The 19,275-nt window shown below is 70.1% G+C and carries 18 protein-coding genes; 2 read left to right on the top strand and 16 right to left on the bottom strand.

The window, feature by feature from the left end:
- Positions 1–49: 49 nt before the first annotated feature.
- Entirely contained in the window at positions 50–478 is a 429-nt protein-coding gene (locus FHW79_RS21785) for a VanZ family protein (RefSeq protein ID WP_183180854.1), read from the bottom strand.
- A gap of 100 nt (positions 479–578) precedes the next feature.
- Positions 579–779 carry a hypothetical protein gene (locus FHW79_RS21780; RefSeq protein WP_183180853.1) on the bottom strand — a complete coding sequence of 67 codons (201 nt, stop codon included), beginning with the start codon at positions 777–779 and terminating at the stop codon, positions 579–581.
- A 305-nt stretch (positions 780–1,084) separates the two neighbouring features.
- Here FHW79_RS21780 and FHW79_RS21775 point away from each other — a divergent pair, with 305 nt between their 5' ends.
- Positions 1,085–1,765, top strand: a complete 681-nt coding sequence (locus FHW79_RS21775; RefSeq protein ID WP_145703390.1) for a response regulator transcription factor — start codon at positions 1,085–1,087, stop codon at positions 1,763–1,765.
- 61 nt (positions 1,766–1,826) lie between these two features.
- Here FHW79_RS21775 and FHW79_RS21770 read toward each other — a convergent pair whose 3' ends face one another.
- The 5 genes from FHW79_RS21770 to ptsP all read right to left on the bottom strand — a co-directional run bounded on the left by FHW79_RS21770 (position 1,827) and on the right by ptsP (position 9,705).
- Positions 1,827–3,428, bottom strand: a complete 1,602-nt coding sequence (locus tag FHW79_RS21770) for a GAF domain-containing protein (protein WP_183180852.1) — start codon at positions 3,426–3,428, stop codon at positions 1,827–1,829.
- 143 nt (positions 3,429–3,571) lie between these two features.
- Positions 3,572–4,156 (bottom strand): DUF6655 family protein, encoded by a 585-nt coding sequence (locus tag FHW79_RS21765; protein WP_183180851.1) that lies wholly within the window; start codon positions 4,154–4,156, stop codon positions 3,572–3,574.
- 265 nt (positions 4,157–4,421) lie between these two features.
- A complete protein-coding gene (locus FHW79_RS21760; protein WP_183180850.1) occupies positions 4,422–6,155 on the bottom strand; it encodes a fructose-specific PTS transporter subunit EIIC in 1,734 nt (577 codons plus the stop codon).
- A gap of 35 nt (positions 6,156–6,190) precedes the next feature.
- On the bottom strand, positions 6,191–7,153 hold the full coding sequence (gene pfkB / locus FHW79_RS21755) for a 1-phosphofructokinase (RefSeq protein WP_183180849.1): 963 nt from the start codon (positions 7,151–7,153) through the stop codon (positions 6,191–6,193).
- Positions 7,150–9,705 carry a phosphoenolpyruvate--protein phosphotransferase gene (gene ptsP, locus FHW79_RS21750; protein ID WP_183180848.1) on the bottom strand — a complete coding sequence of 852 codons (2,556 nt, stop codon included), beginning with the start codon at positions 9,703–9,705 and terminating at the stop codon, positions 7,150–7,152. Before ptsP ends, pfkB begins: the two co-directional genes overlap by 4 nt.
- Before the next feature lie 221 nt (positions 9,706–9,926).
- Between ptsP and FHW79_RS21745 the strand changes: the two genes are divergently transcribed.
- The gene (locus FHW79_RS21745; protein ID WP_183180847.1) at positions 9,927–10,955 is read left to right on the top strand and encodes a LacI family DNA-binding transcriptional regulator; all 1,029 of its coding nucleotides are present in this window, start codon (positions 9,927–9,929) and stop codon (positions 10,953–10,955) included.
- 190 nt (positions 10,956–11,145) lie between these two features.
- Here FHW79_RS21745 and FHW79_RS21740 read toward each other — a convergent pair whose 3' ends face one another.
- From FHW79_RS21740 to FHW79_RS21700, 9 genes are all read right to left on the bottom strand, one after another.
- Complete coding sequence (locus FHW79_RS21740; protein WP_103041421.1) at positions 11,146–11,910, bottom strand: TetR/AcrR family transcriptional regulator; 765 nt, start codon at positions 11,908–11,910, stop codon at positions 11,146–11,148.
- Between the two features lie 91 nt (positions 11,911–12,001).
- The gene (locus FHW79_RS21735; protein ID WP_183180846.1) at positions 12,002–12,616 is read right to left on the bottom strand and encodes an isochorismatase family protein; all 615 of its coding nucleotides are present in this window, start codon (positions 12,614–12,616) and stop codon (positions 12,002–12,004) included.
- Positions 12,613–13,659, bottom strand: coding sequence for a 2,5-dihydroxypyridine 5,6-dioxygenase (locus FHW79_RS21730; RefSeq protein WP_183180845.1), 1,047 nt, complete (start codon positions 13,657–13,659; stop codon positions 12,613–12,615). Before FHW79_RS21730 ends, FHW79_RS21735 begins: the two co-directional genes overlap by 4 nt.
- Positions 13,660–13,686: 27 nt before the next feature.
- Positions 13,687–14,502: an alpha/beta hydrolase gene (locus tag FHW79_RS21725; RefSeq protein WP_183180844.1), complete on the bottom strand. Its 816-nt coding sequence runs from the start codon at positions 14,500–14,502 to the stop codon at positions 13,687–13,689.
- Positions 14,503–14,514: 12 nt separating this feature from the next.
- Positions 14,515–15,270: an Asp/Glu racemase gene (locus tag FHW79_RS21720; protein ID WP_149166792.1), complete on the bottom strand. Its 756-nt coding sequence runs from the start codon at positions 15,268–15,270 to the stop codon at positions 14,515–14,517.
- 164 nt (positions 15,271–15,434) lie between these two features.
- Complete coding sequence (locus tag FHW79_RS21715) at positions 15,435–16,646, bottom strand: FAD-dependent monooxygenase (RefSeq protein WP_183180843.1); 1,212 nt, start codon at positions 16,644–16,646, stop codon at positions 15,435–15,437.
- Positions 16,647–16,745: 99 nt separating this feature from the next.
- On the bottom strand, positions 16,746–17,510 hold the full coding sequence (locus FHW79_RS21710) for an ABC transporter ATP-binding protein (RefSeq protein ID WP_183180842.1): 765 nt from the start codon (positions 17,508–17,510) through the stop codon (positions 16,746–16,748).
- Positions 17,507–18,307 carry an ABC transporter ATP-binding protein gene (locus tag FHW79_RS21705; protein WP_183180841.1) on the bottom strand — a complete coding sequence of 267 codons (801 nt, stop codon included), beginning with the start codon at positions 18,305–18,307 and terminating at the stop codon, positions 17,507–17,509. Before FHW79_RS21705 ends, FHW79_RS21710 begins: the two co-directional genes overlap by 4 nt.
- Positions 18,304–19,275: a branched-chain amino acid ABC transporter permease gene (locus FHW79_RS21700; RefSeq protein ID WP_183180840.1), complete on the bottom strand. Its 972-nt coding sequence runs from the start codon at positions 19,273–19,275 to the stop codon at positions 18,304–18,306. Before FHW79_RS21700 ends, FHW79_RS21705 begins: the two co-directional genes overlap by 4 nt.

The raw sequence follows: 19,275 nt of genomic DNA, 5'->3' as shown, positions 1-19,275 counted from the left end.
AAAAACGGAGGAGGCTGCTTGGGATTGTCGATCCGGACGCTGCGTCCCCTCACTCCGGTAAGGACGCAAACGCCGCGGGCTGCGTGACTATTCCATGGCGCGCGCGGCGCGCGCGTTGGATGGCGCGATGTCCCAGCCGGACGGTCGTGATTCCCAGGGCGACTCCCACGGCGTTCCCGGCCAGGTCGGACAGGCTGGCCTCGCGTCCTGGAACGAAGGATTGCGCCACCTCGATGGCGGCGCCGAGCGCGAAGACGGCCAGCACCGCCAGGACGGCGGCGCGCCGGCCGGCGCTGGCCAGGATGCCGAGCAGGGTGAGGAGCCCGAAGGCCCCGGCGTGCACCACCTTGTCGAAACCGTAAAGGCCGCTGGGCGCCAACCGCGGTTGCAGCGCGGCCCAGAAGGCGATCCCCATGAGGCCGAGGAGGGCGCAGAGCGCGAGCCGGCGCCAAACAAGGGGAAGTGGGCGGAACGTCATGACGGCCTCCTGCGACGAAGGCCATCCTGCGCGGAACAGTCTCAAGAGCCGGTTAACCGCCTAATGTCCGCGCTGTGACATCAGGCGGGCAAGGCCCGTTTCAGGCCACGGTCGCCAGCCCCATGGCGATGCCGCGCGCTTCGGTGAAGGCGGCGCGCTGCTGCACCAGCGTCCCGTCGGCGTAGACCCCCCAGCCGCTCTGCGAGCCGGTGGCGTGGTAACGGATTTCGATCCGGCGGTGACAGTCCTGCATCACGAAGTGACAGGGACTGATCTTTTTCCACATGGACACCATCGGCATGTCGGGCACCCATCCAAGCGATGAATTACGATGACTGTACCAATGGCCGATTATGGTTGCCGTGATATTAACGAGACGGCCTCCGATTCCCGCGCAAAATGGGTAGTGGCCTGTTCAGGCGTGGTTTTTCGGAGTTTCCGGGCATCCGGGAGCGTCCTGGACCGGCTTTCCGGGGAGGGCATATGCCCGATGGGAGGACGTGCCTCGGACTTCATTGGTTAATATTCTACTAACGGACGGGTAGCCGGCCCGCCAACGATAGGGTAGGGTTGCTCATCTCAATCACCTTCGAGAGTGACTGGACGATGCAATCGGTCTCCATCTTTCTGATCGACGCCAACAAACTTTTCCGCGAAGGCATGAAGGCCCTCTTCTCGGAAGGGGAGTTCCGCATCACGAAAGAGGCCGCCAGTTTCAGCGACGTACCGCCGTCGGCCATGATGGAGGGCGACACGCCCGAACTCATCATGATGGACCCGGCTTCCGCCAACGGCACGGTTCAGGCCGTGACCGTCCTGCGGGAGCAGTATCCGACCGCGCGGCTCGTCCTTCTGGCCAGCCACCTCGACGCCCAGGAAATGGCCAACGCCATCCAGGCCGGCGCCGACGCTTTCCTGATGAAGGACATTTCTCCGGCCGCGCTGGCGCAGTCGCTGCGTCTGGTGATGATCGGCGAAAAGGTCTTCCCGACCCACCTCGCCGCTCTCCTCATCACCGGCAAGGCCGGCGCCAACACCAGCGCCAACGGCCCGACCGCGGCCAAGGGCCTGTCGCAGCGCGAGACGCAGATCCTGGAGCGCCTGCTGCAGGGTGACAGCAACAAGATGATCGCCAATCATCTGAACATCACCGAAGCGACGGTGAAGGTTCACCTGAAGAGCCTGCTGCGCAAGATCAACGCCTCCAACCGCACCCAGGCCGCCATCTGGGCGCTGGAAAACGGGTTCGGTGGCAAGGTCGAAAAGCCGATGGAAGCCGTCGCCTAAGGATCAGGACGCCGCGCCATCCCGGAACCTCGTGGCTTCGACGCCCGACACGCTGGACGGGTCAGGCTGGAAAAGTCAGAACGAAGCGGGTTCCGGGGCGGCCGCCCTGATCGGGGCGGTCGATCTCCAGCTTTCCGCCGAGTTGGCGCACCAGACCGTGCACCAGCGTCATGCCCATGCCCTGCCCCGACCCTGCGGGCTTCATGGTGCCGGCGCCGTCCGGCAGGCCGGTCCCGTCGTCGGTCACCGTCAGCCGGCGGTCGTTTTCGACGGCTTCGAAGCGGACCGTCACCGTCCCCTGCTGGTGCGCGCCGAAGGCGTGCTTCAGGGCGTTCAGCACCAGCTCCGTCACGATCAGCCCCATGGACGAGGCCTGCGCGGCGGGCATCGGGATTCCGTGCGCGGCGTCGATGACCAGGGTGCAGCGGCTTGAATCGATGAAGGCGCCGGTCAGGCTCTCCCCCAGCCGTTGCAGATAGTCGGCCGCATCGAGCGTGGCGAGGTCGTTGCGCGTCGCCTCGAACAGACGGCGCTGCACCAGCGCCATTGCCTGGATTCGGGAGAAGGCCTGCTCCACCGCCTTGCGCGCCGCAGGATCGGTGACCGTGGCGGTTTGCATCGACACCAGCCCGTGCAGAAGCTGGAAGCTGTTCATGATGCGGTGGCTCATCTCGTGGGCCACCAGCTCGCTGCGGCGGGCCTCGTCCAGCGCCGCGGCCAAGCCCTGCGCAGCCCGCTTTTCCGCGTCGATGTCGCTGACCACGGCGACCACGCCGGTGATCCGCCCGTCGCCGTCGCGCAGCGGGGCCGCCGACACGCGCGTCCAGTGCTCCGTTCCGTCGGCGGCGCGGTGCAGGAAATCCATGCCGGGCACCACGATTTCGCCCCGCAAAGCGCGCGCGCCCGAGAAATCCTTGCGTTCGACCGGCCGCCCGTCGGGGTGGAAGGCATGCCAACGCGACGCCTCCCGGTCGTCGGCGGACGGCAGGGAACCGTTGGTGTAGTCGCGCATCAGCCGGTTGTTGCGGGTGGTGCGGCCATGCGTGTCGTAGACGGCGACGCCGACCGGCAGATGCTCCAGCACGGAGGACAGCAGCGCTTCGCTGGACTGGCGCTCCCGTTCCGTCCGGTCCCGCTCGATCAGCAGGGCGGCGGTGCGGGTCAGCCGATCCACCGCGTCCAGATCCTGCGGGCCGGGCGCGCAGGGGGTGGCGTGATAAATGGTGAAGGCGCCCAGCACCGTTCCGGTGGCGGTGCGGATCGGGGTGGACCAGCAGGCGGCGATGCCATGGTCCAGCAACGGCGCTTGGCCGCATGCCCAGCGCGGGTCCTGCGCCACATTCGCGATGACCACCCGCTCTCCGCTGTGGGCGGCCAGAGCGCAGGGGAAGTCTTGCGGACCGATCGCGGTCCCATCCACCGCCCGCCGGTAGGACTCCGGCAGGCCGGCCGCGACGCCGAAGCGCAGGGAGCGACCGTCGTCGCTCATCAGGACAATGGCGGCGCGCCCGCCGAACCGCTCGGCCCCCGCTTGCACCAGAAGTTCCAGCGCCTCGTCAAGCCCGGCGCCGCCGATGGCTTGCTCCAGGGCGGTCGTCTGGGCCAGCAGCAGCCGTTCCGATCGCCGGACGCCGCTGTCCTGTTCCGCCCCATGATCGTCCACTGTGCCGTCGCCTTTGCGCTTGATGCCGCGCCCCGCGGGGCCACGGCATGGTACGCGTCCACCCCCCGCCGCGCCAGAGAATGCGGCTATGGCTTTGGGTGAACGCAAAATCCGCGCGGACATGTCCGCGTCGGTCGGGGTTGTCAGTTGGTGTCTTCGGGGTAGGGGGGCGAGGTGCGCCAGGAGAACAGCGTCATCGCCCGGTAGCTCTGCTCCCCCGACAGGCCGTAGGCCGGTTCCGTCGAGGCGACCAGTGCGCCGCTCTGGTTGTCGTAGGCGAAGGCGGAGAATTTCGCGACCGCCTGGTTCTCGGTGGAGCTGTAGACCGACGCCTCCGGCAGGGTGATCGCGCCGGGCAGGGTGATCGGGGGAATGCCCAGCACCGTCTTGCTCTGGTTCACCGACAGGGCGCCCAGCCGGATCTCGATGATCGTGTCGGCGGCGGCCCGGTCGGGGACGAGGCGGACGCCCTGGCGCAGCAGCGATTCCTTGATCGCGCTGGCGGCGTATTTGGCGTCGGTGCCGTCGAAATTGCCGGTGTCGAGGAAGGCCCGCTTGTCCGTCGGCAGCTCCAGCCGCAGGCGGTTGGCGGCGTTGTCCGCGGCGCTGGAGATCAGAAGCTGTTCGGTGGCGGTCCGGGACGGAAGGCTTTCCTTCACATCGGTGCATCCGGCGGCCAGGGCCGCGGTGGCCGCCAGCGCTGCGATGATCGGTCTGTTGCGGGGCATTCGGGTCCTCGTGCTTTTCGTCTCCGGCTTCTCAGGTTCGCCCGATCCGGGCAAGGGAGAGATTTGGGACCGGCCCGCATCCTGGGCGATCAAACAGATCGGACAAAAAAAAGCCACGCATGGAAACCATGCGTGGCCTGAGTCTAGGGAGGAAACGCCCTATAGAGCGTGCTGCCGAGGCAGCAATAGAAAGATAGGGCTGACGAGGCGTTCTGTCCAGGGGTTATGTAAACGTTTTCATCTCAGCGACGCTTTCGCAGCGCTGTTACGCCGTCACCACGCTACTGACCGGACGCTTCAGGAACCGCAATGCGACCGCCGTGGTGACCGTCCCGGCGACCAGCGCCACGACGTAGCCCGCCAGATGGGTGACGGCGTTGGGGATGGGCAGCACGAAGATGCCGCCGTGCGGGACCTTCAGCTCCGCCCCGATGCCCATGGAGATGGCGCCGGTCAGCGCCGCGCCGAGCACCAGCGCCGGGATGACGCGCAGCGGGTCACGGGCGGCGAAGGGGATGGCGCCCTCGGTGATGAAGGCGATGCCCAGGATGCCCGCGGCGTTGCCGGCCTCCCGCTCCTCCCGGGTGAAGCGGTTCGCGAACAGCTTGGTGGCGAGCGCGATGCCGAGCGGCGGCACCATGCCGGCGGCCATGGCGGCGGCCATCGGGGTGTAGACCTGGGAGGCGATCAGGCCGGTGGAGAAGGCGTAGGCGGCCTTGTTGACCGGCCCGCCCATGTCGAAGGCCATCATGGCGCCGATCAGCAGGCCGAGCAGGATCGCGCTGCTGCCCTGCATGCCCTTCAGCCAGGCGCTGAGTGTCGCCAGAGCCTCCGCCACCGGCGCGCCGACCACGTAGATCATGGCGAGGCCGGTGATCAGCGAGCCGAGCAGCGGCAGGATCAGCACCGGTTTCAGCCCTTCCAGATTCTTGTGCAGCTTGATGTTGCGGTTGAGGAAGCTGGTGGCGTAGCCGGCGATGAAGCCCGCGACGATGCCGCCGAGGAAGCCGGCGCCGAGGTTGGCGGCCAGGATGCCGCCGACCATGCCCGGCGTGATGCCCGGCCGGTCGGCGATGGAGAAGGCGATGTAGCCGGCCAGCGCCGGCACCATCAGCGCGAAGGCGCCCTTGGCCCCGATCTGGAACAGCGCGTTGCCCAGCGTGCCCTGCTGGCTGTCCTCGAACACGTAGATGCCGCCGAGCGCGAAGGCGATGGCGATCAGCAGGCCGCCGGTCACCACGAAGGGCAGCATGAAGGACACGCCGGTCATCAGATGCTTGTAGGGGCCGCTGCGCTGCGCCGCCGCCGGCTCCGCCTTGCCCGCCGCCACGCCGTCGGCCGGCGCCGGGGCGGCGCCGTGCGGCTGCGCCTCGGCCAGCGCGCGTTCGACCAGGGCGCGGCCGTCGTTGATGGCGGGCTTGGTGCCGCTCTTGAAGACGCGCTTGCCGGCGAAGCGGGCGAGGTCCACCTGCGTGTCGGCGGCGATCAGCACCACGTCGGCCTCGCGGATCTCCTGCTCGGTCAGCGTGTCGCGGGCGCCGACCGAGCCCTGCGTCTCGACCCGCACGGCGTGGCCCAGCGCCTGGGCGGCCTGCTGGATGCCCTCCGCCGCCATGAAGGTGTGGGCGATGCCGGTGGGGCAGGAGGTGATGGCGACGATCTTCTTGGTGCCCGGTTGCGCCGGAGCCTGGGCCGGGGCGGTTGCCAAGGCCTGCTCCAGCACGGCCCGTGCGTCGCGCAGCACGGCGTCGAGCGCCGCGGCGCTGCGCTTCAGCCCGGCGAAGCGCTCCTCACCCAGGTCGCCGGAGCCGACAAGAATGACCCCTTGCGCGCCCTGCGCCGCCCCGGCGGGCAGCGTGTTGCGCACGCCGAGGCTGGAGCGCACCTCCACCTGGATGGTGTGGCCGAGCGCCGCCGCGGCCTTGCGCAGCGCTTCGGCGGCCAGGACGGCCTGGGTGCTGAGATCGCCCGCCGCGATCACGGCCAGCATGTTCGCCATGGTTTCCTCCCGAGCGGTCGCCCGCTCCCCGTTCATTAAAGCGTTGATATCTCGACCTGCCCGGCCAGCGCGCGGACCGCGTCCGCCCCCGGCAGGTTGGGTCCGAAGCAGCCGAGCTTCGCCGTGGCGAAGGCCACGGACAGGCGGGCGATGCCCTCCAGCGGCGCGTCCGCCCCGAAGGCGGCGATCAGCCCCGCCACCATGGCGTCGCCGGCCCCCACCGTGCTCAGCGCGTTGACCGCCGGCAGCCGGGCGTGCAGCACCGGGCCGTCGGCCACGAACAGCGCGCCGTCCGCCCCCAGCGAGACCACCACGACCGCGACGCCGCTGCGGTGCAGGCCGCGCGCCGCCTCCAGCAGGTCGGCGGTGGAGGGCAGGGGCGCACCGGCCCAGGCCTCCAGCTCGTGCCGGTTCGGCTTAATGCAGAAGGGCAGGTCCGGGGCGGCCAGCGCCGCCGCCAGCGGCGGGCCGCTGCTGTCCAGCACGACGCGGGCGCCCTGGGCGCGCAGGTCCGCCGTCAGCGTCGCGTAGCTGTCCGCCGGCAGTCCGTCCGGCAGGCTTCCCGCCAGCAGGACCGGCGTGCCGGGCAGGACCAGCTCGCGCAGGGTGCGGCGGACGCGGTCGAGCGCGTCGGCGTCGGCGGTCAGGCCGGGCAGGTTGAGGTCGGTGGTGTCGGCGGCGGCGCGGTCGGCAATCTTGACATTGACGCGCGTCTCGCCGGGCAGCCGGACGAAGCGGTCGGCGATGCCCTTGGCGGCGAACAGCGCCTCGAAGGCGGCGGCGTTGCCGCTGCCCAGCAGGCCGGTGGCGACCACCGGCGTTCCCCAGTCGGCGAGGCAGCTCGCCACGTTCACGCCCTTGCCGCCGGCGTTGCGCCGCACGGCGCTTGCCCGGTGGACATGGCCGGGGCGCAGCGCCTCCACCGTGATGGTCTGGTCGATGGCCGGGTTCAGCGTGACGGTGACGACCGGCCGGATGTCCTCTTCGGGCCTGCTCATGCCGGGCCTCCGTCGAGCGCGCGCACCGCGTCGGCGGTCTCGCAGTCCAGCGCCCGTTGCGCGGCGTCCTTCAGGGCGGACAGGTCGCTGCCGCGCAGCCGGTCCTTCACGGCAGGGATGTCGCGCGGCGTCATGGAGAGTTCCCGCACGCCGAGCCCGGTCAGGAGCGCGGCGCCGAACGGGTCGCCGGCGATGCCGCCGCAGACGCCGACCCAGCGCCCGTGCCGCTCCGCCCCCTCCACCGTCAGGCGGATCAGCCGCAGGACGGCGGGGTGCAGGCTGTCGGCCTCCGCCGCCAGTTCGGGGTGCTGGCGGTCGATGGCCAGCGCGTATTGCGTCAGGTCGTTGGTGCCGATGGAGAAGAAATCGACATGGCGGGCCAGGACGTCGGCCTGGATGGCCGCCGCCGGAACCTCGACCATGATGCCCAGCGGCACGGTGGGGGCATCCAGCTCCGCCCGGATGCGGTCGCAGGCGGCGCGCAGGGCCTGCACCTCGCCCAGCGCCGTGATCATCGGGAACATGATCGACAGGGCTCCGCCGTCCTTGCTCTTGGCGTCCTTGCCCTTGGTGTCCTTGGCGGCGCGGTAGAGGGCGCGGAGCTGCGTCTCCAGCAGGTCGGGCCTGCGCAGCAGCAGGCGGGCGCCGCGCACGCCGAGGAAGGGGTTCTCCTCGTGGGGAAGCTGGAGGTGCGGCACCTGCTTGTCGCCGCCGATGTCGAGCGCGCGGACGATCAGTGGCCGGCCCTCCAGGGCGGTCAGCATGCCGCGGTAGGTCTCGTACTGCTCGTCCTCGCCGGGGGCGTCGCCGCGCTCCAGGAACAGGAACTCGGTGCGCATCAGGCCGACGCTCTCCGCGCCCTGCGACAGGGCGACCGCCACCTGATCGGGGCGGTTGACGTTGGCGCCGATCTCCACCTCGTGGCCGTCGCGGGTGCGGGCGGGCAGGCCGCGCCGGGCCTCCTCCTCCGCCTTGCGGGCCTCCTCCCGCGCGATCCAGGCGCGGGCGTCGGCGGTGTCGGCCTCGGCGGGGGAGAGGTGCAGGCGTCCGGTCTGCCCGTCGAGGATGGCCGGGGTGCCGTTCGCCAGCTCCATCAGCGCCGCCCCGCCCGCCACCATGGCCGGCAGGCCCAGCGTGCGCGCCAGGATGGCGGTGTGGGAGGTCGGGCCGCCCTGCGCCGTCGCCAGCCCGATCACCCGCGCCATGTCCAGCGCCGCCGTGTCGGAGGGCGACAGGTCCTCGGCGATCAGAATGCAGGGGGTATCCGGCAGATCCGGCGCGCCGCCGGTGCGCAGCGCCGGGTCGATCCGCGACAGCACGCGCTGGCCGACGTCGCGCAGGTCGGCGGCGCGGGCCGCCAGGACGGGGTTGTCGAGCGCGGCCAGCCCGGCGGCGGTGCGCTCCACCGCCTGATGCCAGGACCAGGCGACCCCGTGCCCCTCGACCATCAGCTGGCAGGCCAGAGTCACGAGGTCGGTGTCGTTCAGGATTTCCGCCTGGGCGGTGAAGATGGCCGCTTCGGAAGGCCCGAGGCGCCGGGCGGTGTCGTCGGCCAGCGCCTTCAGATTTTGGCGGGTCAGGCTCAGCGCCTCGTGCAGGCGGTCGCCGCCTTCGATCAGCGGGACCGGCTCGTCGGGCACGGACACCGTGGCGCGCGGCAGCACATGCACCGGGCCGATGGCGAGGCCGGGGCTGGCGGCGATCCCCGGCACGGCGGGCAACGGGTTCGGCGGCGTCCAGCCGCGCACAGGCATGCGGACCTTCTGCGCCGCCGCGGCGGCGTCCGCCTTCTCGCGCGCGGTCAGGCGGGTGATGGTCGCCTTCATGCGGGCCAGCGCCGCCACGGCGTCGTCGCCCTCCGCCGAGACGACCACGCTGTCGCCGGCGCGCAGGCCGAGCTGGAGCAGCGCCACCAGCGCCTTGGCGTCGGCCACCAGATCGCCGTGGCGGACCTGGATGCGGGCGGCCGACGCGCGCGCCGTCTCCACCCAGGCGGTGGCCGGGCGGGCGTGCAGGCCGGTGGGGTAGTCGACCACCCAGTCGAACCGCTCCGCCAGATCGCCGCCCGGCATGGCCGGGGCGGCAACAGGCGCGTCCTCGCTGAGGGCGGCGGCGAGGGTGGCGGGGTCGGTGACGGTGAACAGGGCGGTCAGCCGCGCCTCGTCCTGCATCAGCCGGGTCAGGCGGCGCAGCACGGCGATGTGGGCGTCGGACTGGGCGGCGATGGCGACCACCAGATGGGCCGTCTGGCCGGGATTCCATGCGATGCCGCCCGGCACCTGGAGGACGGCGATGCCGCTGCGGCGGACCATGCCGCGGTCCTCGACCATGCCGTGGGGGATGGCGACGCCGTGGCCGAGGAAGGTGTTCGCCACCGCTTCCCGGCGCAGCATGCTGGCGGCGTAGGCCGGATCGATGCAGCCGGCGGCGATCAGGAGTTGGGCGGCCTCGCGGATCGCCTCCTCCTTGCCGGCGGGGCTGGCGTTCAGTCGCAGCAGATCGGGCCGCAGCAGATCGGTGGGCATGATGGCGGTGTTGGTGTCGGGGGCCATGGCGGGTCCGTCTCCTCCGTTCGGTGTGGCGCCGGGCGGTCTTGGGTGTCGTCCTTGCAGCGCTGTTATTGAAAACGATTACATCGGCCTCTGTCAACGGAGTTTGCATTGAATCCGCGGACTCCTTCGGGCAGACTGTGCCGTATGGGGCGGTGGATTGGCCCTAATGGATGGAAACGATTTCAAAAACGGTTTCAAGACGGATCGGTGACCGGATCATCATGAGCGACAGCGTCAAAGCCACCGGAATCAAGGCCGTCGGAATCAAGGACGTCGCCCGCGAGGCCGGCGTCTCGGTCGCCACGGTGTCGCGGGTGCTCAGCAACGGCCCGGTCAGCGACGCGCTGCGCGCGCGGGTGGAGGACGCGGTGCGGGCCACCGGCTACCGCCCGAACCTGTCGGCGCGGCGGCTGCGCTCGCAGCATTCCCAGACCATCGGGCTGATCGTCTCGGACATCCGCAACCCCTTCTTCACCGCGGTCAGCCGCGCGGTGGAGGACGCCGCCTTCCAGGCCGGCATGCGGGTCATCCTGTGCAACACCGACGAGAATCCGGAGCGGGAGGCCATGTACCTGCGGCTGATGCAGGAGGAACGGGTGACCGGCCTGATCTTCGCGCCGACCCGCGCGACGCTGGCCCAGCTCGACCGGGCCGACCTGGATTTCCCGGTGGTGCTGATCGACCGCAGCGCGCCGGCCGGGCGCTTCGATTCGGTGGTGCTGGACAACCCGCAGGCCGCCGCCCTGCTGGTCGATCACCTGCACGCTCAGGGCTACCGCCGCATCGCCGGCCTGTTCGGCAACACCAGCACCACGGCGGTGGAGCGCCACGCCGGCTATCAGGCGGCGCTGGCCGCCCACGGTCTGCACGCGGAGGCCCGCTTCGTTCCCCCGACGGCGGAGGCGGCGGAGGCGGAGATCGCCCGCTGGCTGGCGGAGGCCCGGCGCTCCGGCGCCATGCCGGACGCGGTGATGGTCAGCAACAGCCTGCTGCTGATGGGGGTGGTGAAGGCGACGCGGACGCTGGGGCTGACGATTCCCGGCGATCTGGCGGTGGCCGGCTTCGACAACGAGCCTTGGACGGAGCTGGTCGGCCCCGGCTTGACGGTGATCGAACAGCCGGTCCATGAGATCGGGCGGGCGGCCATGACGCTGCTGTTCGAGCGGCTGGACGATCCGGAGCGGGCGACGCGCAAGGTGGTGCTGTCGGGGACCTGCGTGGCGCGGGGGTCGACGGGTGGGGGGGGATGAGGGTGGTGAGTGGTTGCGGCGGTGCCCCCCTCCCGACCTCCCCCCGCTCTCGGCGGACCGAAGGTCCGCCTGCCCCGTCAGCGCAAACCTCTGGTTTGCGCGAGAGCTTCGCGGGGGGAGGAGTTAAGCCCTCCCCTGCGGAGCGGGGGAGGGTTTGGGTGGGGGCGCACCGCAGCCACTTTCCAAAAAACTAGCCCCGCTTCCTCCGCCCCGGCGCCCGCGCCGGTTCCGGCACCGGAGCCAGCATGCCGGCGCTGACGAAGCTGCTGATCTCCGTGATGATCTCGTCCGGGTCGCCGGGGTTGCAGATGCCCGGCGCCAGTTCCTCCAGCCGGTGGGTGTCGGAGAAGGCGTAGAGATAGGCGCCGATCATCAGCGTCATCCGCCAGTAGACGTCCCGCTCCGACAGATGCGGCAACGCCTCCTTCAGCGCGGCGGCGAAGATGCGGGTCGAGGCGTCGTAGGCCTCGTTGCGCAGCTTGTAGGAGATTTCCGGCGGCTCGGTGTGCAGCCGGGCCTGGAGCCGCATGAAGGTCCGCCCCCCCTCCGTCTCGCGCATGGCCAGCGCCGGCATCAGGAAAGCGTAGACGATGTCGCGCACTGGTGGCGGCGCGGGGCCGCGGCGCAACGCCTCCAGCCGCTCCATGCGCTCGTCGGCGATCTTCCGGCCGCGGCGCAGGAAAACCTCCTCGAACAGCCCGTGCTTGGACCCGAAATAGTAGCTGATGAGGGCCTGGGTCACCTCGGCCCGGTCGGCGACGTTGCGCAGGCTGGTGCCGGCGTAGCCGAGGTTGGCGAACTCCAGCTCCGCGGCGTCCAGGATCTGGTCGCGCACGTTGCTGGTGCCCTCCGGACGGCCCGGGCCGGCGCGGCGGCCGCGCGCGGGCCGGCCCCGCGCCTGCCCACTCTCCGGCGCGGTGTCGGCGACGGGCGCGCTGTCCTGGACTTTGCTCATCGGTCGGCTCATCTCACTCCCGGCGGCACTCTTCGGATGGAAAGTCTAACATGGTGCAACGCCTGATCCTCTTTTCAACCCCGACCGCGTCTCACAAGGCGAGAATGCGCTCCGCCGGAACGACGTCGCCGTATTTCTGGCCGATGTCGAACAGGTTGGCCTCGTGCGGCGCCAGGGCGCGGTCGCCCACGCAATCGGCCATGACGACCGGGCGGAAGCCGTGGCACATGGCGTCCACCACGCTGGCCCGCACGCAGCCGCTCGTCGTCGCTCCGGCGATCAAAAGAGTCTCGACGCCGCGCTGTGTCAACCACGGCGCCAGCCCGGTCCCGAAAAAGGCCGACGGAACCGTCTTGCGCACCACCAGCTCCCCCGGCACCGGAGTCAGCTCCGGCACGATGGCGCTGATGGCGGCGTGCTCGGTCAGGGTCTGCATGCCCGGCACCTTGATGGAGAAGACGTTTCCGTCCGATCCGTCCTCGGCGTAGACGATCCGGCTGTGGGCGACGAACCAGCCGCGCTGCCGGGCCTTCTCCAGCACTTGCGCCGTGCGGGCGATGGCCGGGGCGATGTTGCCGCCGCCGAACACCGCCGGGTCGGCGAAGCCGTTGACGAAATCGACGATCAGCAAACCGATTTGGCCCTGAATGCCCAGCGACCGGCCGAAGCCCTGCCGCTCGTAGACGGCCTGTTCCGAAACACTCATGCCAGTTCCTTTCCGGCGAGCAGCTTGCCGTCGCGGACGACGTCGCGCCCGTCCAGGCTGACCGTGCAGTTCCGCATGGGGATGTCGATGTGGCAGGCGGTGGTGCGCGACCCGCCCGCCTCGTTGTTGGGGCCGAGCGAGAAGAGGAAGTTCCCGGCGAAGGCCCGCGCGTCCATGCCCAGCGTCTGCTCGCGGTCGTAGAGGCCGAGCGTCGACCAGCGCGCCCGCTTCTGCGTGCCCCAGCCGATGTGGGAGATGGCGTAGGCCTCCGGGTCGGCGAAGGCGTCCATGTAGTCGTTCAGCAGGTCGGCGTCCAACCCGCCGGTGATGGCGGTGACGTAGCCCTTCTCCACCGTCATCTCGATCTGCGAGGTCAGGTAGGACTTCATCGGCAGGAGGATATCGCCCTTGTCGAGCACGATCCGCCCGCTCGCCTGCCCCTCGTTGGGGAAGGTGAAGCCGAAGCCGCTCGGCCAATGATCCCAGCGCCCCGGCTCGTCGACGAAGCCGTATTCCTGCACCGTCGGGAACTCCCCGATGGGCAGGCGCAGGTCGGTGCCGGCGCGCGAGGTGACGTGCATCTCCTTCGCCGCCTTCAGAAGCGCGGTCGCCTCGCCGACGGTCGCCTTGTCCTCCAGGCTGGGCAGCAGGCGGACCAGAACCTCCGGCGGTTCGACGGCGAGCAGGATCTTGGTGCCGCTCTCCAAAATCTCCATCTGCTCCGGCGAGAAGAGGAGGGTCATCAGGTCCAGCACCAGATCGCTTTCCTTCAGCGCGGCCATGGCGGCGCGGTTTCCGGTCAGCGGGGTGGTGCCGAGATAGGCGAGGCTGTCGCGGCTGTGGGCGTGCTCGGCGTTGACCGGCGGCAGGTCCAGCCGGTTGACCCGCGCCCCCAGGGTGGAGGCGGCGATCAGGGCGGTGCGCAGGGTCTGCGGGTGGGTGCCGTCGCTGGTCAGGACGGTGACCACCTCCTGCGGCTTCAGCTTCGACAGGGTCAGAACATGGGTCCAGGCGCGGACCATATCGGCGTCACTGACGGGCATGATGCGTGTCCCTTTCCGGATGGGCGGTCAGACGGCGGTGCCGAGGAAGGCGCCGAAGGCGCGGTAGAAGCCCTCCTCGTCGTCCCAGGGGATCATGTGGCCGGCCCCCTCGACGCGGGTGACGGCCAACTCGGGCTGGAGCTTGCGGATCTCCGCCTCTTCCTCGGGCCGGATCACGTCGCCGCGCCCGGCGGCAATCAGCAGGGCCGGGCAGAGGATGCGCGGGAAGTCGGCGTGGATGTCGTCGGTCTGGAAGTCGTTGAAGGCGGTGACGATGGCCCGCTCGTCGCAGGTGTGCAGCCATTCGGCGCGCAGGCGGAGCTGCTCCTCCGTCCAGGTCGGGCAGAAGGGCCGCATCGCCTCCAGGTCGGCGCCCTCGCGCATGAGGCGGATGGAATCCACGTACCAGGGAAGCTGCGCCGGGTAGGGGCGGCGGCCCGGTCCGGAGACCGGCGGATCGACCATCACCAGCCGCGCCGGGGCGGCGCCATGGCGGCTGACCGCGCGCAGGCCGATGCGCGCGCCCATGGAATGGCCGACCAGTGCGTAGTCGCGCAGGCCCAGCGCCTCGGCGAAGGCCGTCACGTCGGCGGCCATGGCGTCCAGCCCGTAGTCGAGCGCGTCCGACGCTTCCGACAGGCCGCGGCCCCGCACGTCGAGCACGTAGGTGTCGAAGGTGCGCCCGAAGCGCTCCGCCACGAAGCCCCAGGTGACGGCGGGGCTGGTGATGCCCGGCACGATGACGACGGGACGGGTTTTCCCCTCGCCGCCGTAGCGCAGGTAATGCTGGCGGATGCCGTTGGCGCGGACGTTCGCGCCGTAGCGATAGGTGCTGCTGGTCATGGCATCCTCCGCTCAGTAGGCGCCGGAGAGCAGGGCGCCGGCCCCCGGAACGCGCGTCGGCAGGCCCAGCGCCTTCAGCTTGGCGTAGGTGGTGGCGACGGCGGCGCTCAGCACCGGCTTGCCGGTCATCGCCTCGACCTGCGCGATGGCGGGCAGCGAGGGCATCTGGACGCAGGCCGACAGGACGACGGCGTCCACCCCGGCGGTGTCCAGGCCGGCGACGATCCCCGGCAGGCGGGACGGGTCGTGGCGCCCGACCTCCAGATTGTCGGGGATCTCCAGCGCGCGCCAGTCGACGACCTGCACGCCCTCATGCTCGATGTAATCGACGACGAGCTGGGCCAGCGGCTTCATGTAGGGGGCGACAAGGGCGATGCGCTTGGCGCCCAGCACGTGCAGCCCGTCGACGAGCGCGCCCGCGCTGGTGATGACCGGGGCGGCCCCGCCATTCTCCACGGTGCGCCCGTGCAGCCGCTCCTGCGAGACGCGATGGTAGCCCTTGCCCATGCTCATGATGGCGACGAGGCAGGCGTAGCCCAGCACATCGACGCGGGCGTCCGAAAGCTCCAGCGCGCAGCGGTCGGATTCCGCGTCCATGGCGGCGAGTTCTTCCTTCTTCACCGTCTTCATGCGCATGCGGCTGGAATGGAAGGTGAAGCGGGTGCCGTGCGCCAGCGCGTGGGCGGTCAGCATCGCCGGGATTTCCGTCTCCATGGTCGTGTTGGAGGAGGGGACGATCTGGCCGATGCGGTAGGTCTTGTTGGTCATGGTCGGTCCTTGGAGATGTCTTGCGGCGGCTGGCGTTCGTTGCTGCCCTTGCCCCCACCCCGGCCCTCCCCCGCTGGGCGGGGGAGGGAGATTTTCGCGAAGCGGCGACAGTCCCCTCCCCCGCCCAGCGGGGGAGGGTTAGGGTGGGGGCAAGCGACGCCCACTCACGCCACGAGGCGCGGCTTGTCGGAGAGGTTCGGCCGGAACGCGCGGGCGTCGTACTGGTAGACCCAGTTGGCCTGGATGCCGGTGGCCTGCGGGTTGAACAGGCCGCGCAGCCAGTACATGAAGTCGCGCTTCGCCTGGGCCAGCGGGGAGGGCAGGTGGTAGGTCCGGCCGCGCTCCCGCGCCTCCAGCTGGACGCGGCTGGTGCGGGGAAGCCGCTCCGCCTCGTAGTCGCGCAGCGCCGAGGCCACGTCGCCGCCATGCCCCTTCAGGGATTCGGCCAGCACATAGGCGTCCTCGATCGCCATCGCCGCCCCCTGCGAGAGGAAGGGCAGCATGGGGTGTGCCGCGTCGCCCATCAGCGTGATGCGGCCCTTCGACCAGCTCGTCATCGGGTCGCGGTCGAACAGGCCCCATTTGTAGACCTGATCCACCTTGCTGAAGAGCGTCTCCACGTTGCGGTGCCAGCCGCGGAAGGCGCCGAGCATCTCCTCCTTGCTGCTGGGGGCGTTCCAGGACTCCTCGACCCACTCCTTGGTCTCGGCGACCGCCACGATGTTCACGGCCTTGCCGCCGCGCACATAGTAGGTCACGACGTGGCTGTGCGGTCCGAACCAGAAGGACGCGTCGGGGCTGACGTAATCCACCACCCCGCCGGTCGGCACCACGGCGCGGTAGCACATGTGGCCGGTGAAGCGCGGCGCCTCCGGCCCGAACAGGGCGGAGCGCACGACGGAGCGCACGCCGTCGGCGCCGACGATCAGGTCGGCCTCGTACTCGCTGCCGTCGCTGAAGCTGGCGACCGCCGTGCTCTTGTCCTGGCGCACGCCGGTGCAGCCCACACCGAAATTGGCGATGCTCTCCGGGACCAGCGAGGCCAGGATGGCGTGCAGGTCGGCGCGGTGGATGTGGATGAAGGGCGCGTCGTAGAGCACCGGGCAGGTCTCGATCAGCGGCGTGCGGAAGCTTTCCCGCCCGCTGCGCCAATTGCGCCCGACCAGCGACTGCGGCAGGAAGCCGGCGGCCAGCATCTTGTCGAGCAGACCCAGCGACTTGATGACCTTCACCGCGTTCGGCGTCATCTGGATGCCGGCGCCGATCTCGCCGAAGCCCGGCGCCCGCTCGAACAGGCGGACTTCGAAGCCGCGCTGGAGCAGGCTGCCGGCCAGCGCGACGCCGCCGATGCCGCCGCCGACGATGCCAATTCGCATGTTGGTTCGCACTCTTGCCTCCTGAAGGACGGCGACCGAGAATTGTTCGGTCGTTCGTTTAATTATTCGTGACACGGCCTTTCGCCGTCGCTGTGGCCTTCAGCCGCCCAGATAGGCGCGCAGCAGGTCGGGATCGCCGCGCAGCTCCGCCGAGGGGCGGCTGGCGGTGATGCGGCCCGTCTTGACCACATAGGCGCGGCTGGCGACGCCCAGCGCGTTGTGGATGTTCTGCTCGACCAGCAGCACGGTGACGCCGTGGGCGTTGACGGAGCGCACCACGTCGAACACCTCGTCGGCCATCTTCGGGCTGAGGCCGAGGCTGGGCTCGTCCAGCATCAGCAGCCGCGGCTCCGACATCAGCGCGCGGGCGATGGCGAGCATCTGCTGTTCGCCGCCGCTGAGCGTTCCGGCCATCTGGCGCGACCGCTCGCGCAGGCGGGGGAAGCGGTGGAAGGCCATGCCGATGCGCCGCTGCACCTCCTCGCGCGAGCGGCAGAGATAGGCGCCGAGCGCGATGTTCTCCTGCACCGTCATGTTCGGCCAGACGTGCCGTTCCTCCGGGCAGTGGGCGATGCCGGCGGCGACGATGCGGTCGGCGGGCAGGTTCGCGATCGGCTTGCCGTTCCAGACGATGGAGCCGGAGCGTGCCTTCAGCAGGCCGGAGATGGCCCGCAGGATGGTGCTCTTGCCCGCACCGTTGGCGCCGATCAGAGCCACCGTCTCGCCGGCCCGCACGTCCAGCGACACGCCGTGCAGCGCGGCGGTGGAGCCATAGGCGACGTGCAAGCCCTCCACGGCGAGGACCGGCGCGTCGACGGCCTGCGCGATGGCGGAGGGCGAGGGGGATTCGGAGAGCAGCGTCATGCGGCGGCCTTTCCGAGATAGGCTTCGGCGACCTGCCGGTTCTCAATGATCTCAGCCGGCCGGCCCTCGGCCAGCTTGCGGCCGAAGTTGAGGACGACGATCCGGTCGGACACCGACATGACCAGATCCATGTTGTGCTCCACGATCAGCAGCGCGTCGATGCTGCGCCCGATCAGCGTCTTCAGCACCGCGCCGAAGGTCCCGGCCTCGTGGCTGTTCAACCCGGCGGCGGGTTCGTCGAGCATCAGCAGGCTGGGCTTGGCGGCCAGCGCCACCGCGACCTCCAGCAGGCGCAGCTCGCCGCAGGACAGCAGATGCGCCGGGGCGTTCATGCGTTGGGCCAGACCCATCGTCTCGACGATGGCGGCGGCACTCTCCCGCGCCTCGCGCTCGGCGCGGCGGACCGCCTCGCCGGGGAAGAAGGTGGCGAGGAGGGATTGGCGGCTCGCCATGTAATGGCCGGTCAGCACATTCTCGAAGACCGTCAGCCGCTTCATGACGTTGGTCTTCTGGAAGCTGCGCACGAGGCCGAGCCGGGCGATGGCGTGGGGCTTGCGGTTGGTGATGTCCTGCCCCTTGAAGCGGACCCGCCCGTTGCTCGGCGCGTAGAAGCCGGTCAGCATGTTGAAGCAGGTCGTCTTGCCGGCGCCGTTGGGGCCGATCAGGCCGACGATCTCGCCGGGCTCGATGTGGAAGCTGAAGTCCTTCACCGCCGTGATGCCGCCGAAGGTCATGGTCAGGTCGTCGGCGCGCAGAAGCGGCTGCCGGTCGATGGTCGGCTCGGTGGTCGCCGTCATACGGTGCGCTCCTTCGCGGCGTTGAGGGTCGGCTTGGCGGCCTGCTGCTCGCGGCGCAGGGCGATGAAGCCCATCAGGCCGTTGGGCAGGAACAGGACGATGGCCATGACGATCAGCCCGAACAGGGTGAGGCGGAGTTCCTGCACCTCGCGCAGATATTCCTCCAGCACGGTCACGATCACGGCGCCGGCCAGCGGGCCGATCAGCGTGCCCTTGCCGCCCAGCAGGACCATGATGATCATCGTCGCCATGAAGGCGAAGCGGAACACCTCCGGCCCGACGAAGGAGATGTAGTGGGCGTAGAAGCCACCGGCCAAGCCGGCCAGGAAGGCGCCCAGCACGAAGGCCTGCATGGCCGTGCCGAAGGGATCGACGCCGATGGACTGCGCCACGTAGCGGTTCTCGCGCACCGCCACCGCCGCCCGGCCGGCGTTCGAATAGACGAAGCGGTAGGACAGGTAGAGCGCCACCGCGGCGATGCCCAGCACGATCAGGAAGAAGCCCGCCTTGTCGGTGACGGCCACGTCTCCGAAGAGATTCTGACCGACGCCGGCGAGACCCATCGGGCCGTTGGTCACCGCGATCCAGTTGTTGGCGACGATGCGCAGCACCTCGGCGAAGGACAGGGTGACGATCACGAAATAGGGGCCTTGCAGCCGCAGCGTGATCGCCCCGATGGCGAAGCCGAAGACGGCGGAGACCAGCCCGGCCAGCGGGATCGTCACCCACATCGGCATGCCCGCCTGGGTGGACAGCAGCGCCGCCGTGTAGGCGCCGGTGCCGAGGAAGGCGGTGTGGCCCAGCGAGAACTCGCCGACATAGCCGACCACCAGATTGAGGCTGCTCGCCAGCACCGCGTAGAACAGCGCCATGATGGCGAGGTGCAGGATGTACTGGTCCGACACCACGAAGGGCAGAAGCGCCGCCCCCGCCAGAAAGGCCAGGAGGATGTTGCGTTCCAGGGTCAT

Source organism: Azospirillum sp. OGB3 (assembly GCF_014192915.1).
Classification (GTDB): Bacteria; Pseudomonadota; Alphaproteobacteria; order Azospirillales; family Azospirillaceae; genus Azospirillum.
This window is presented reverse-complemented; position numbering and strand designations above follow the sequence as displayed.

What these genes read in the sequence shown, in the direction of transcription:
- FHW79_RS21765 (WP_183180851.1), bottom strand. Translation starts at nt 4,156, where the DNA reads ATGCCCCGCAACAGACCGATCATCGCAGCGCTGGCGGCCACCGCGGCC.
- FHW79_RS21700 (WP_183180840.1), bottom strand. Translation starts at nt 19,275, where the DNA reads ATGACCCTGGAACGCAACATCCTCCTGGCCTTTCTGGCGGGGGCGGCG.
- FHW79_RS21725 (WP_183180844.1), bottom strand. Translation starts at nt 14,502, where the DNA reads ATGACCAGCAGCACCTATCGCTACGGCGCGAACGTCCGCGCCAACGGC.
- FHW79_RS21735 (WP_183180846.1), bottom strand. Translation starts at nt 12,616, where the DNA reads ATGAGTGTTTCGGAACAGGCCGTCTACGAGCGGCAGGGCTTCGGCCGG.
- pfkB (WP_183180849.1), bottom strand. Translation starts at nt 7,153, where the DNA reads ATGAGCAGGCCCGAAGAGGACATCCGGCCGGTCGTCACCGTCACGCTG.
- FHW79_RS21730 (WP_183180845.1), bottom strand. Translation starts at nt 13,659, where the DNA reads ATGCCCGTCAGTGACGCCGATATGGTCCGCGCCTGGACCCATGTTCTG.
- FHW79_RS21715 (WP_183180843.1), bottom strand. Translation starts at nt 16,646, where the DNA reads ATGCGAATTGGCATCGTCGGCGGCGGCATCGGCGGCGTCGCGCTGGCC.
- FHW79_RS21775 (WP_145703390.1), top strand. Translation starts at nt 1,085, where the DNA reads ATGCAATCGGTCTCCATCTTTCTGATCGACGCCAACAAACTTTTCCGC.
- FHW79_RS21760 (WP_183180850.1), bottom strand. Translation starts at nt 6,155, where the DNA reads ATGGCGAACATGCTGGCCGTGATCGCGGCGGGCGATCTCAGCACCCAG.
- FHW79_RS21780 (WP_183180853.1), bottom strand. Translation starts at nt 779, where the DNA reads ATGCCGATGGTGTCCATGTGGAAAAAGATCAGTCCCTGTCACTTCGTG.
- FHW79_RS21710 (WP_183180842.1), bottom strand. Translation starts at nt 17,510, where the DNA reads ATGACGCTGCTCTCCGAATCCCCCTCGCCCTCCGCCATCGCGCAGGCC.
- ptsP (WP_183180848.1), bottom strand. Translation starts at nt 9,705, where the DNA reads ATGGCCCCCGACACCAACACCGCCATCATGCCCACCGATCTGCTGCGG.
- FHW79_RS21705 (WP_183180841.1), bottom strand. Translation starts at nt 18,307, where the DNA reads ATGACGGCGACCACCGAGCCGACCATCGACCGGCAGCCGCTTCTGCGC.
- FHW79_RS21740 (WP_103041421.1), bottom strand. Translation starts at nt 11,910, where the DNA reads ATGAGCAAAGTCCAGGACAGCGCGCCCGTCGCCGACACCGCGCCGGAG.
- FHW79_RS21785 (WP_183180854.1), bottom strand. Translation starts at nt 478, where the DNA reads ATGACGTTCCGCCCACTTCCCCTTGTTTGGCGCCGGCTCGCGCTCTGC.
- FHW79_RS21720 (WP_149166792.1), bottom strand. Translation starts at nt 15,270, where the DNA reads ATGACCAACAAGACCTACCGCATCGGCCAGATCGTCCCCTCCTCCAAC.
- FHW79_RS21745 (WP_183180847.1), top strand. Translation starts at nt 9,927, where the DNA reads ATGAGCGACAGCGTCAAAGCCACCGGAATCAAGGCCGTCGGAATCAAG.